Annotated in this window: 13 protein-coding genes; 3 read left to right on the top strand and 10 right to left on the bottom strand. The window is 62.2% G+C overall.

Annotation, left to right across the window (positions count from 1 at the left end):
* Positions 1-6: 6 nt before the first annotated feature.
* A complete protein-coding gene (locus SR858_RS15325) occupies positions 7-408 on the bottom strand; it encodes a CsgE family curli-type amyloid fiber assembly protein (protein ID WP_019919875.1) in 402 nt (133 codons plus the stop codon).
* Between the two features lie 192 nt (positions 409-600).
* On the opposite strand from SR858_RS15325, the gene SR858_RS15320 reads away from it, so the two are divergent.
* A complete protein-coding gene (locus tag SR858_RS15320) occupies positions 601-1,638 on the top strand; it encodes a hypothetical protein (protein WP_019919874.1) in 1,038 nt (345 codons plus the stop codon).
* On the opposite strand, the gene SR858_RS15315 is transcribed toward SR858_RS15320, so the two are convergent.
* From SR858_RS15315 to SR858_RS15295, 5 genes are all read right to left on the bottom strand, one after another.
* Entirely contained in the window at positions 1,562-2,098 is a 537-nt protein-coding gene (locus tag SR858_RS15315; protein ID WP_026636920.1) for a hypothetical protein, read from the bottom strand. The two genes, SR858_RS15320 and SR858_RS15315, sit on opposite strands and share 77 nt — an antisense overlap.
* A gap of 3 nt (positions 2,099-2,101) precedes the next feature.
* Positions 2,102-2,461, bottom strand: a complete 360-nt coding sequence (locus SR858_RS15310; protein ID WP_019919873.1) for a DUF1304 domain-containing protein — start codon at positions 2,459-2,461, stop codon at positions 2,102-2,104.
* Positions 2,462-2,503: 42 nt separating this feature from the next.
* Positions 2,504-3,478 (bottom strand): succinylglutamate desuccinylase/aspartoacylase family protein, encoded by a 975-nt coding sequence (locus tag SR858_RS15305; protein WP_019919872.1) that lies wholly within the window; start codon positions 3,476-3,478, stop codon positions 2,504-2,506.
* 106 nt (positions 3,479-3,584) lie between these two features.
* Positions 3,585-3,953: a hypothetical protein gene (locus SR858_RS15300; protein ID WP_019919871.1), complete on the bottom strand. Its 369-nt coding sequence runs from the start codon at positions 3,951-3,953 to the stop codon at positions 3,585-3,587.
* Positions 3,950-7,216: an nSTAND1 domain-containing NTPase gene (locus tag SR858_RS15295; protein ID WP_019919870.1), complete on the bottom strand. Its 3,267-nt coding sequence runs from the start codon at positions 7,214-7,216 to the stop codon at positions 3,950-3,952. Before SR858_RS15295 ends, SR858_RS15300 begins: the two co-directional genes overlap by 4 nt.
* Positions 7,217-7,396: 180 nt before the next feature.
* Between SR858_RS15295 and SR858_RS15290 the strand changes: the two genes are divergently transcribed.
* Positions 7,397-8,485: a DUF1906 domain-containing protein gene (locus tag SR858_RS15290; protein ID WP_019919869.1), complete on the top strand. Its 1,089-nt coding sequence runs from the start codon at positions 7,397-7,399 to the stop codon at positions 8,483-8,485.
* Between the two features lie 8 nt (positions 8,486-8,493).
* Here the strand turns inward: SR858_RS15290 and SR858_RS15285 are convergent, their stop codons facing one another.
* The 4 genes from SR858_RS15285 to SR858_RS15270 form a co-directional block, all read right to left on the bottom strand.
* Entirely contained in the window at positions 8,494-8,961 is a 468-nt protein-coding gene (locus SR858_RS15285; RefSeq protein WP_019919868.1) for a hypothetical protein, read from the bottom strand.
* A 29-nt stretch (positions 8,962-8,990) separates the two neighbouring features.
* The gene (locus SR858_RS15280) at positions 8,991-9,323 is read right to left on the bottom strand and encodes a DMT family transporter (RefSeq protein ID WP_019919867.1); all 333 of its coding nucleotides are present in this window, start codon (positions 9,321-9,323) and stop codon (positions 8,991-8,993) included.
* Between the two features lie 103 nt (positions 9,324-9,426).
* Positions 9,427-10,308: a pirin family protein gene (locus SR858_RS15275; RefSeq protein WP_019919866.1), complete on the bottom strand. Its 882-nt coding sequence runs from the start codon at positions 10,306-10,308 to the stop codon at positions 9,427-9,429.
* 35 nt (positions 10,309-10,343) lie between these two features.
* The gene (locus tag SR858_RS15270; RefSeq protein WP_019919865.1) at positions 10,344-10,943 is read right to left on the bottom strand and encodes an FMN-dependent NADH-azoreductase; all 600 of its coding nucleotides are present in this window, start codon (positions 10,941-10,943) and stop codon (positions 10,344-10,346) included.
* A 121-nt stretch (positions 10,944-11,064) separates the two neighbouring features.
* On the opposite strand from SR858_RS15270, the gene SR858_RS15265 reads away from it, so the two are divergent.
* Complete coding sequence (locus tag SR858_RS15265) at positions 11,065-11,961, top strand: LysR family transcriptional regulator (RefSeq protein WP_019919864.1); 897 nt, start codon at positions 11,065-11,067, stop codon at positions 11,959-11,961.
* The last annotated feature ends 14 nt before the right edge of the window (positions 11,962-11,975 follow it).

Here is an 11,975-nt window from a genome sequence, read left to right as displayed (position 1 = left end):
GTGAGGTCAGAATTCATCGGGCGCCAGGTCGGCGTCGTGGAACAGCTTGCGTTCGGCATCGGTGCGCTGCACGGTGGCCCACACGTGCTGCACGGCGTTGGCGGCAAGTTCCGGCAAGGCTGCGCGGGCCGGCGGCAGGCGCAGTTGCAGCACGGTGCGCTGCGCATAGTCGATCCACATTTCGCTGCCGAAGCGCGCCGACGGCCGCTCGCGGATCGCCAGCGTGACCTGGTCGCTGCCGTCCTGGTCGCGCCAGGCCGCCAGAAAGTGTTGGGAAAAATCGTGGCCGGCGGTGGTCATGGTCTGCACCGTGATCACGCCCACCGCGCGCGGCGGCTCGGCATCGGCAGCAGCGGCGCGTAGCGCATACAGCACTGTTGCCGCAATAAAAATGACGCGTAAAAACATGTGATCCTCGCTGCGGTTGGGCCGGAAATGGCCAAGTCGTCAGTCGAGTATAGAAGTCGCGTTCGGCTCAAATTTGACGACGATCACGCGCGGGGACGATATGATTTTGTGGGGGAAAGGAAGCAGAAAAACGTGCTTGAGCCTGTGAAATCAATTAGTGTACGGGTATCGAAATCGGCTCGGGAGAGCGTCATGTCCAACCATTATCTCGACGTTGCCATTGGCTTGTCGTTCACGTTCCTGGCGATGAGCTTGCTATGCAGCGCTACGCGCGAAGCGATCGCCTCGCTGTTTCAAACCCGCGCCAAGGTGCTGCTCGATGGCGTGCTGACGATGTTGCACGAGTCGGCAGCGAAGCCGCGCCTGCGCGGCATCGGTCCCTCGCTTGCGCGTTTGCTGCGGCGTGATAACTGCTTCGGTCTCGACCGGCTTGGCGATGCTTCGCTGGCCGCCGACGTCATGCGCCATCCACTAATCGTCGGCATGGCGCAGCGCGGCCGCATGCCGTCCTACATTCCCGCGCCGATTTTTGCGCGCGCGTTCGTTGCCACGCTGATCGCGCGCTACGGCAAGGGCCACACGGCGCAACTGCTGCTGGCCAGCACCGGCAACGACGGCCTGGCGCGCACCCTGCTGGCGATCATGGGAGAAGGGCCCGACGATGCCGCCGCGCTCGAGAATGCCGTGCGCATCTGGTACGAGACGGTAATGGAGCGCATCACCGGCTGGTACAAGCGCCGCTCGCAGCTGGTGCTGTTCTGTATCGGCCTGTTTTATGCGGGCGCGATGAATATCGATGCGCTGGTGCTGAGCCAGCGCCTGTGGCAGGACGACAGCGTGGCGGCCGAACTGGCCAAGACCAGCGCGGAGACCATCGCCACCGGCCGAGTGAAGATCGACGCGAACGCCACGCCGGCGCAGGCGCTGGGCCAGGCCGTCGCCGCGCAAAAGGAAATCGACAAGGTGGCGGGCCTGCCGGTCGGCTGGCCGTCGTCGCGCTTCGAGAACCTGGCCGGGCAGGACGCTGGCGCGTGGCTGCTGGCGCTGGGGTTTGCGCTGCTGGGATGGATCACGACGGCATTCGCCTCGTCGCTCGGTGCGCCGTTCTGGTTCGACGGCGTGGGCTGGCTGCTGGCGCTGCGTGGCACCGGCGTCAAGCCGCCGGTGGAATCGGTGCCGGCGACGCCGGCGACGGTGTTGCCGAGTCTGAGTGTAGCGCCGCGCCCATGATTTTGGCCAGCCAGGCATGAGCGAATTCGATATCCAGTTTCGCGGAGTGGCATACCAGCGTGGCGACCAGGAATAATCCGATGCAGCCCAGCAGAAATGCATAGTTGGCCGGCTGCTCGACCACCTTGATCGTGGCAACCACGGTAAACAAGAGGATGAGCCCCATCACGAATGACATGGAGAGCGTCGCCGTGACTGTCATCCCAAACTGGCCCTTGAGCACGGTCTGGCCGTGCTCGGTTTCAAATGTGCCCGTGAAAATTGCCCGACCTGAATTGCGCGAGAACACTCGTTCGCGCGTGAGTTCCACCTGCTGCGCCGTGACCGTGCCAACCGCGCCGTGACCGGGCGTCCGGTTTACCTTGTTGGACAGCAGGGCAGCAGCTTCATCGATGGAATAGGGGCTGTGGAACTGGGCTGGCGTGGTGCCGTAGAGAAGATTGTACAACCAGCGAATCATGCTTTACGCCGCGAAATGCAAAGCCAGCGCCACCACCGCCGGCAAGGTCTGGATCAGCAGGATGCTGCGCTTGACGGTCAGGCCGCCCCACACGCCGGCCACCGCCACGCAACACAGGCCGAACACGGTGAACGCCGAGCCCACCACGGTATTCGGATGGGCAAAGCCGACCACCAGCGCCGCGACCAGGAAGCCGTTGTAGCAGCCCTGGTTGGACATCGCGGGCCGCACGATCTCGGCTTTCTCGCGGCTGAGGCCAAACACCTTGCGGCCACGGGAATCGAACAATACTGTTTCCAGCAAGACGATGTAAATGTGGATCAGGGCGACGAGGGCGGTGACGATCTGGGCCAGTAAATTCATGGGTGCTCCGGGTTTATTATTAAGCGACAATTATCGCCGGATTTACGGCAAACAGAAATCGCCATTTTCCCGCGCCAGGTAATACCATTCGCCGCCAGCCACCGCTGCGCTGTCGGGAAACAAAATGCGGCCATCGAACGGCGCCAGCACTGGCGTGCCATCGGCATGCACGCCGATCTGCTCGCCTTTGGCAACGGCATCGAAGCTGGACCATGGCCGCGTGAAGTTGTCGTCGGCCCAGATCTTGTCGATCACCGCCACCATGCTCAGCGCTTGCATCTGGTCCGGCGCGATGGCGGGCGGTGATGGCGCGTCGATCAGGCCGAGGAAGGCCAGGGTGTTGCGGATGGCGCGATAGGCCACTTCGGACGCCTGCGGATCGTCGTGCTGGCCGCATTCGAGCGTGAGTGCATAGCCGCCGGTGCTGCGCATGTACTCGGTGGTGCCCACGCCGAAGCGCAGTTCGGTTTGCTGTTGCTGCGGATCGGGCACGCGGCGTAATACACCGTCGCCGTAAGTGCGCAGCCAGCCATCGACAAAGCGGTGCACGCCAAGCCGGCGCGCCAGTGCGCGTTCCTGCTGTGCATGCTGAAAAGGTTCGCGCGGACCGTCGTTGTTGCGCGGGCCGACCATCACGAATGGTTCACCGGGCGCGTTGAATGAATGCAGGTCGAGCAGCACGTCATGCTGCGCCAGCAGCGGACACAGCCAGTTGGCGAGGTGGTCTTCGTAGTCTTGCGGCGTGCTGGTGGGGAACAGGTGGCGATTCAGGTTGCGGTCGCCGTTGCGCGTGCTGTTGGCATACGCGAGCGGGTTGGCGATCGGGACAAAAGTGACCAAGCCGCTGCGCAGCGACAGCGTGCCGCTGTCGAGTTCAGCCATCACGCGGGTGATGGCCTCGGTGCCGCAGCGTTCGTTGCCGTGGATGGCGCCGGTGACCATCAGGCGCGGGCCGGGCTCGCCGCCAAATTCATGACACTGCGGTATCTGGAAGCGCGTTGGCAGGGTCCGGGTCATCTTTCATTGATTGATGTTTGTATCGGCTATCGTTCGCGGGTGTCGACCGCATTGTCACACACTTCTCGGCGAATAGCGCAGTGAGTTCCCGCAAACACAGCGTGGCTCAACCTTCGGAGTCGTTCTCCACCTGCGGATCATGCATGAAACGGTGGCCTGCGGTCTTGTTGGTGAACTCCAGGTTGAGATTGAGCCAGCAGTTATGACTGCACGAATCGCTGACCGTCAGTAACTTGCCGCTTGTCGAGATTGCCGGAGCACTGATTTGATTGGACTCCTTGGGCGTTACCGTCAGACCACTGAAAACAATGTCTTGACCGAAGGTGTCGACAATCTGAAAATTAATTACCGTATCCTTTTGTACGACCTTAGGAATGCTTGGTTCGCACGTTACGTCATACGTGTCGGCATCCTGATGTTTTTTTACGCGAACCAGAACATTAATGAACGGAGTGGTGGAAATAGACTTTGTCATTGATTTACTTTCTTGGGTAGGTGTAGCAGGGTAGAGTTGAGGTAAGACGGATCTTTATAATCCATGGATGCGAGCTTTGCCTGGGCATCGAAGGCGTCTCTGTTCCTGCCCAGGCAGTAGCTTAATTTTACCCATCTGGTTAATACGTTGAAGTCGCGACTTTGGGCGACCTCAGGTTCCAGTACGGTGCGCGCGATATTGCACTCAGAGAAATAGCTGCGCCCAGGTTCTATCGTTTCTGCGCCAAGCAACACAGCATCAATCCAGGCATAAGTAACAAATTTATCGGTTGGCGAATTTTTATGGAGTTCGGCCAAGGAATTATTTGCCTGTAAAAGCGCTTTCCTGGCTTTAGGCAGATTACCCAGTAAAGAAAAATTAACAGCTTCGCGAAGTTGGGCGCGCGCCAGCGCTATCTTCAGGTTCAGCTTTTTGGGCTCTTTGGCAATTAAATCGTTCAGATTTTTTTGCAGCGTATCCAAACGAGCATTGGTGATTGCGGGTGAGACTGGCGCCAGGTCGGTAGTGATGACGCGCAGTTCCAGGATATGCATGAGCTGTTTCCAAACGCTGTTGCTCGGATCCCGTGCAGACATGTCTATGTGTAGAGCATGGGATGCAGCAGCGCTGTCATGGCTCCCGTTCATGTCGCCCATGGCCTGCCTCAGCTCGGACTTCCTGGCCAAGGTATCCGCCAGTTGTTTTGCCCATTTGGTATCTTCCGGGAACTTTTCACGCAGAACGGTTAATAATTCCAGCTGACGCGCCTGCAGAGAATTTGCCTCGGCTAACTGGCCCGACTGGATTTTTGCACTGGCTTGCCAGGAAAGGCTATCCGCAAGGCTTGCTGCCAGTTGTTTGTCGTCCGGTTTTTTTGCATAGGCCTGCAATTTCAACTCTACCGAGCGAGAAAATTCTTTCACTGCCAGTGGAAGATTATTTTGTCTGAGGGCGACACTTCCCAAACTGTTATGCGCGTAAGATTGCTCGACCCAGCTATCAATCTCGTCAGGCGCGAGGGCAGCGATTCTGTCAGCCAGCAGTCGGTACTGCTCAAAATGGTGCGTGGCCTTGATCCAGTCCCTCTGGTCGAAATAGATCTGCCCGAGCCAGAATGCATTTTCACCGGCAGTCTTGAGAACGCTTCTGTCCGCTGGGCTGCTCTGCAGTACCCGCGTGAGGATTTCGCTGCCGGTTAACAATGCGTTGACAGCGCCGCTGGAGTCTCCCCGGGCATTGCGTACTTCTGCCAGTAATTGCAGGGACTTTGCGCGTTGGGTCAAATCGATATCACTGGTGTTGGTTCTATCGGATACGGACAGGAACGACAGCGCCCTGGTGCTGATCGTATCGAGTAAGTCCAGCTTCCCCAATGGACGCAATTTCTCGACAAATTCGCCCAGCATAAATGTTGTCAAGCCTTCGGCCTCGGCACGATGGGCTTCGGCTTGAACCTGCGCTGTACGCGCTTTCAACCCCAGCACCACCGCCAGCAATGCCAGGCTGGTGATCGTCATCATGATGCCTATCCGCAGCCACTCCGCCCGCCGCGCACCGTTGAGGGACAAATCGATAAAGCTGCGCTCTTCGCCAGTAAAGCTGAACATCGCCGTCTTGACCAGCTCGCGCGCCTGGTTCGCCTGCGTGCCCGACGGCAGCAGCATGTCGCGCTTGCGGCCGCTGTCCTGCCAGCGCCGCGCCTGGGCGCTGATGCGGCTGCGGGTTTGCAGCGCCTGCCGGTGTTCTTCCACCCACGCCACTACGCGCGGCCAGCGCCGCAGCAGTGCTTCGTGGGCGATGCCGAAGGCGGGGGCGCCGCCGTGCAGGTCGCTCACGAATAAATGGGCATCCACCAACCCTTGCACCAGCCTGGTTTCGTCGCCGTTCGACACATCGGACCAGGGCACGCGGCGCGCCGTCACCGTGGCTTCGTCTTCCGCCACCAGCACCAGCCGCGACAGCAACTGCGGGAGGGCCGCGATCTGGGCGGGGCCCAGGCTCGATATCACCTGCTCGGCGCGGGCGCCGATGGCGCCTTCCAGGCCGCCCATCTGGTGGAACGCGGCATGCGTCAATTCGCCCGCCGGGGTGCGCTGGCGGTACAATTCCTGTAGACAGTATTGCAGCAATGGCAGGGTGTCGGGGCCGGCCTTGGCGGCGTGGCACAGCAGGTCGTCCAGCGCCTCGCCGTGCTCGTCCACCGTGTAGCGCAGCTGCGCCACCTGCGCCGGGTGGCGCACGATCTGGGCAATGTCGGCGCTGCCGGGCGGCGCCAGGTCGAAATGGCCGCCGCGCAGCTTCATGTTCATCAGCGCCGGGTAGGCCGTCAGGTGCGGGTAAAAATCGTTGCGGCAGGCCAGGATCAGCAGCATGCAGCCGGAGCGTGCCAGCTGGTCGAGCACATTGATGAAGACGACCCGCTCGGCTTCGGTAATGTGCGGCAACCGGAACACGGCTTCGAAGCGGTCGATGAACACGGCCAGCCGCAGCGCCGGCAATTGCGCCTGCAAATGGGCGATCAAGCCCGGCAAATCCTGCTCCATGTATTGGGCGAGGGCGGTGGCGCTGGTGTTCCGGAACAGCAGCTGGCCATCGATTTCGGCGTCGAGCAGGGTGCTGGCCAGGGTTTCCAGCAGGCCGGACTGGCCCATGTCGGCGCAGTCGATCTGCACGTGATCGGTGATGGCAAGGCCCGCCTCGGCCGGGGCCGCGCCCGCTTTCAGGGCGGGAATCAGGCCGGCCTGGATCAGCGAGGTCTTGCCGGCGCCGGACGGTCCCAGCACCAGCACCATCGCGCAGGCGGCCTGCACCTGGCCCACCACGACCTGCACCAGGCGGTCGACGCTGAGCTTGCGGCCAAAGAAAATCGCCGCGTGTTGTTCCTCGAATGCTTCCAGGCCACGGAACGGCGAGGCATGGGTCCAGCTGCCCTGGCTGACGTCGTCTTCATAGCTGAGCTCGGCAACCAGGCGGTAGCCGCGCTTGCGGATGGTTTCGATATAGCGTGGCTCGGAGGCCGAATCGTCGAGCGCCCGGCGCAGCTGGGTGATGATTTTATGAACCGCGTTATCGCTGGCCGGGGAGTCGCCCCAACAGGCGTCGAGCAGGGTTTCGGCCGAGATTACCGTGTGCGGATGCCGCGCCAAATGTAACAAAACATCCATCGCGCGCGGCTCGATCTGCCGGCTGAGTTCACCCGAGTTGAGCGTATTGGTGGCGGGATCGACACGCCATTGTCCAAAACGGAAGCTCTTATGGTTCAAACTAACCTTCTACGAAAGAAATAAAACGCCAATTAATCAAAGACTTAAGCCAGGGAAGGTTACCGGAAGGCGGTTTTGATGCTGCCCGGGTAAAGTTCTTTCATCGCTGCATCATTTTTGAGAATATAACATTAAGCTGGAGAAACTATTAAACATTCTTCTTCCACTGTTGCGTTAAGTGTGACATCGGCGCGCCGCGCGCCGTTTGCCGCCAGCGCGCCGCACGCCAACGATGTGCATGCCGAACTGCACCGGATCGCGGTCAGCCGTACCTTCGCTCACGCCGGTGTCAGCTGCCAGTTGCTCGACTACCTGGTGCGTCACCGCGACGAGCAGCTCTACAACGCTTACTCGATCGGGGTCGAGGTATTTGGCCGCTCGCCCGCTGACTTCGACCCCGCCGACGACCCCGTGGTCGGGCTGCAACTGGTGCGCCTGCGCAGCAAGCTCGCCCAGTACTACGTCGGCGAGGGACGCGGCAATCCGCTGCGCATCCGCGTGCCGGTGCACGGCTACCGGGTGCGCATCGAGCGGGTCGAGCCTGCGACACTGCCTGGTCCGATGCCACGCCTGCGGTCGGTTCCGGCGCCTTCATCCACCATTCCCACTGGAGCACCCATGGTTGTCCTCACCGGCGTGAAAGCCGCTTTCGAACTGACGCAGCACGCGATATCAATCAAGCAACAGGGGATCGATTTTGCCATTCGCTACTACAGCCATAGCGCGAGCAAGAATTTGTCGATGGCCGAAGCGCGCGCGCTCACCGATGCCGGCATCCACATCGGCGTGGTGTGGGAAACCATCGGCGCCCACCTGCATTCTTTCAGCCGGGCCCAGGGCATGGCCGATGGCGCGGCGGCCTACCTGATGGCGCAGTCGGGCATCACCCAGCCGTCGGGCTCGGCCATCTATTTCGAAGTCGATTGCAATCCCAACTCGGACGATATCGCCGGTCCGATCACGCGCTATTTCGAGGGTATCAACCAGGCGTTCAAGGCGGCACGGCCGGGCGAGCCGGTATACCAGGTCGGGGTGTACGGCTCGGCTGCGTGTTGCGAGGCCATGGTCAGTGCCGGCCTGGCGACGCTGAGCTGGCTGGCGCCGGCGCCGGACAAGACCCAGCCGGCGCCCGATGCGTCGAAGTTCGAGTCGTTCAACCTCAAGCAACTGGCGCCCGCAGTGCTGCCGGTTGACGACGGCCGCCGCATCCACGTCGAGCTGGCGCGCAGCAATGAGGGTTTTCCTACCGGCTTTTTCCAGATTCTTTAATTAAAAACCTAGACCGGCATGTCGATGACGTCGAACGGCGACTGCGTGGAGGCGAGAAAGGCCATCACGCTGCGGGCCCGTTCGCCGATGTCGTCGTGGCGGGTGCCGGCCACCTGGGCGCGCAGGCCGGGGATCACCTCGGTGATGTGGGCGCTGTCGTAGGCGTGTACCAGTTGCACGGCCAGCTCGGTGGCGCGGCCGCGGTTGTGGCGCATGCGTTCTTCCAGCACGGCCAGCAGCGCGCGCTGCATGCGCGGCGTGGGATTGTCGATCTGGCCGAACACCAGCGGCGTGTTGGTGATCGCTTCGCACAGCCGGTGCTCGATCTCGTCGGGTTTGACGTAGGACGCGATGTCGAAGTAGGCGCCGTTCCAGCGCGTGCGCTCATACGGATGGCCGGGCGGGAAGGACGATACGGTTTCAAAGCCGAGCATGTAGCTCAGCTTGCGCAGCCATTTGAGGATTAAGGGATTCATCCGCGTATTTTATCCCGAGACAGCCCGTTTCAATGCTGGGCGGTCCTGGAAAACACGTTCATCACCACCACCCCGGCCACGATCAGCCCCATCCCCAGCAGCGCGGGCGTATCGAGCTTCTGTCCGAACACCAGCCAGCCCACCAGCGCGATCAGCACGATGCCCACGCCCGACCACACCGCGTAGGCGATGCCGATCGGGATGGTGCGCAAGGTGAGCGACAAAAAATAGAAGGCGATGCCGTAGCCGGCCACCACCAGCAGCGATGGCAGCAGCTTGGTAAAACCCGCGCTGGACTTGAGTGCCGAGGTGGCGATGGTTTCCGAAACGATGGCGATGACAAGGAAAAGCCAGTTCTTCATGAGGTGCTCCCGAGGTTGTTGCCGCATTATGCACGGCGCCCCGGGAGCGCACCAGACTGTTCAGAACCGGCAAACTGTGCGCACACGCCGTGCACTACCTTGATCAAGCGTGCGCTTCTTCGCCCAGTTTGCCGCCCCGGAAGTCTTCCACCGCCTGGAACACCTCGGCCTGGGTGTTCATCACGAACGGACCGTATTGGGCGATCGGCTCGTTCAGCGGTTTGCCTGCCACCAGGATCAAACGGCTCGCTTCCAGCGCATGGACGTTGATGCCGTCCGCGCCTTCGGTGTTGGCCAGGATCGCCAGGCGGCCCGCTGCCACGTCCTTGTCGCCCAACCGCACTGCGCCCCGATAGACGAACACGAATGCATTATGCCCGGGGGGCAGCACCTGGCTGAACGATGCGCCGGCCGGTATCTCCACGTCGAGATAAACAGGCTCGGTCACCTCGCGCTGCACCGCGCCCGCCACGCCATGGCTGCTGCCGGCGATGACCTTGACATGGACGCCGGCGGCGGTGACAAAGCGCGGCAGCTCGTCGCCGTTGAAGTCGCGGTACCACGGGTCGCGCAGCTTGTCCCTGGCCGGCAAATTGAGCCACAACTGAAAGCCTTCCATCCTGCCTTCCTGCTGCTCGGGCATCTCGGAGTGGATCACGCCACGGCCGGCGGTCATCCATTGCACGCCGCCGTTGGTGAGCAGCCCCTCGTTGCCGGCGCTGTCCTTGTGGCGCATGCGGCCCTCGAGCATATAGGTCACGGTCTCGAAGCCCCGGTGCGGATGGCTGGGGAAGCCGGCGATGTAGTCGTTGGCTTCGCCGCTGGCGAAATTGTCGAGCATCAGGAACGGATCGAGCCGGCGTTGCAGCGGCTGCGTGACCACGCGGTTGATCTTCACGCCAGCCCCATCCATCACGGACTGGCCGGCCAGCACGCGCTCCACGCCGCGTTCGCGGGTGACGGTATCACTTGCTACGTTGTTCATGGCGCTGCTCCTTTTAACATTGATGACAAAGTCGATTACACCAGCACGGCGTTGATGTCGGCATCGGCCTGCGCCTGCGCTTTTGCTACGGCTTCGGGACCCATGCCCAGGCCTTCCGCGTACACGAACTGGACATCGGTCATGCCCAGGAACGACAGGAACATTTTCAGGTGCGGCAACTGGGTGTCGCTCGGGCCATCGCGGTGCAAACCGCCACGGGCGATCGCGACATACACTTTTTTACCGGTGACCAGGCCGATGGGACCGGTGGCGCCGTATTTGAACGTCACGCCGGCGCGGGCAATCGCGTCGAACCAGGCTTTCAGCTGCACCGTGATGCCGAAGTTGTACATCGGCGAACCGATCACGATGGCGTCGGCCGCCTGCACCTGGGCGATCAGGGCGTCGTCAAGCGCCACCCGGGCGGCCTGTTCGGCGGTGCGCTGGTCGGCCGGGGTGAACAGCGCTTGCAGCGCGGCTTCGTCCAGCACCGGGTGCGGCGTGGCAGCCAGGTCGCGGCGCGCCACGGTGGCGCCGGGATTGGCGGCCTGCAGCTTGGCGACGATGGCGTCGGCCAGGCGGGTCGATTCGGAACCGGTGCTGCGGGCGCTGGAGTTGATTTGCAAGATGTTCATGGTGGGGCTCCTGTATTGGTTGTGCACGTTGTGTGCGGCGATGGAGTTACTTTAATCGTTTCAAAACCAATGCGGAATCCCTTAAAATGGATAACATTCATCCACCAGTGGAACAATCACCATGGATATCGATCCCGCCGACCTGCTGCTGTTTGCCCGCATCGTCGAATGCGGCAGTTTCAGCCTGGCTGCCGAGCGCGTGCAGCTGCCCAAGTCCACCGTCTCGCGCCGCATTTCTTTATTGGAGGCGCACCTGGGCGAGCGCCTGCTCCAGCGCACCACGCGCAAGCTGATGCTCACCGAGTTCGGTTCGAGCCTGCTGGAGCACGCGCGCCGCGTGGCCGACGAAACCGAGGCGGCGGGCGCGCTGGCGCAGCATCGGCAGGGGGCGCCGAGCGGCTTGCTGCGGGTATCGATGCCGGCCGATTTTGCCAACCTGGCGCTGAGCGACATGCTGGCGACGTTCCTGCAAAAATATCCGGCGATCTCGCTGGAGCTGGACTTGTCGCCGCGCCGGGTGGACCTGGTGGCGGAGAACTACGACCTGGCGATCCGCATGGGCGACCTGCCGGATGACGCCACGCTGGCCGCGCGCCGCATCCTGGGCAGTTCGCTGGCGCTGTACGCGGCGCCCGGCTATGCCAGCGTGCGCGGCCTGCCCGAGCATCCCGACGACCTGTTTCGCCACGACATATTGAGCTTGCCGCCACGCTTGAACGGCCTGGTACGCTGGACGCTGGTGCGCGGCAAAGTGCGCTGGGAGCGCGAGTTGCCGGTGCGGGTGCTGGCCAATTCGCCGGAGCTGGTGGTGCGCATGGCCAGCGTCGGTATCGGCATCGGCGCCTCCACCGAGCCGATTGCACGGCCGTACGTGGAGAAGGGGGCACTGGTGCGGGTGCTGCCCGAGTGGTCGTTCCCGCAGGTGACCGCCTGGGCCGTGTTTCCGGGGCGGCGGCTGATGCCGGCCAAGACCCGCGTGTTCATAGATGCCCTGGAAGCAGCGCTAGGGAGCGCCTGAATAGCCTTCAGAGC

This window comes from Duganella zoogloeoides (genome assembly GCF_034479515.1).
Taxonomy (GTDB): Bacteria; Pseudomonadota; Gammaproteobacteria; order Burkholderiales; family Burkholderiaceae_D; genus Rugamonas; species Rugamonas zoogloeoides.
Note: the sequence above shows the minus strand (reverse complement) of the source record. Positions and strands in the feature narration are given on the sequence as shown.

Coding starts and splice junctions, on each gene's coding strand:
- SR858_RS15325 (WP_019919875.1), bottom strand. CDS start 408: ATGTTTTTACGCGTCATTTTTATTGCGGCAACAGTGCTGTATGCGCTA.
- SR858_RS15320 (WP_019919874.1), top strand. CDS start 601: ATGTCCAACCATTATCTCGACGTTGCCATTGGCTTGTCGTTCACGTTC.
- SR858_RS15315 (WP_026636920.1), bottom strand. CDS start 2,098: ATGATTCGCTGGTTGTACAATCTTCTCTACGGCACCACGCCAGCCCAG.
- SR858_RS15310 (WP_019919873.1), bottom strand. CDS start 2,461: ATGAATTTACTGGCCCAGATCGTCACCGCCCTCGTCGCCCTGATCCAC.
- SR858_RS15305 (WP_019919872.1), bottom strand. CDS start 3,478: ATGACCCGGACCCTGCCAACGCGCTTCCAGATACCGCAGTGTCATGAA.
- SR858_RS15300 (WP_019919871.1), bottom strand. CDS start 3,953: ATGACAAAGTCTATTTCCACCACTCCGTTCATTAATGTTCTGGTTCGC.
- SR858_RS15285 (WP_019919868.1), bottom strand. CDS start 8,961: ATGAATCCCTTAATCCTCAAATGGCTGCGCAAGCTGAGCTACATGCTC.
- SR858_RS15280 (WP_019919867.1), bottom strand. CDS start 9,323: ATGAAGAACTGGCTTTTCCTTGTCATCGCCATCGTTTCGGAAACCATC.
- SR858_RS15275 (WP_019919866.1), bottom strand. CDS start 10,308: ATGAACAACGTAGCAAGTGATACCGTCACCCGCGAACGCGGCGTGGAG.
- SR858_RS15270 (WP_019919865.1), bottom strand. CDS start 10,943: ATGAACATCTTGCAAATCAACTCCAGCGCCCGCAGCACCGGTTCCGAA.
- SR858_RS15265 (WP_019919864.1), top strand. CDS start 11,065: ATGGATATCGATCCCGCCGACCTGCTGCTGTTTGCCCGCATCGTCGAA.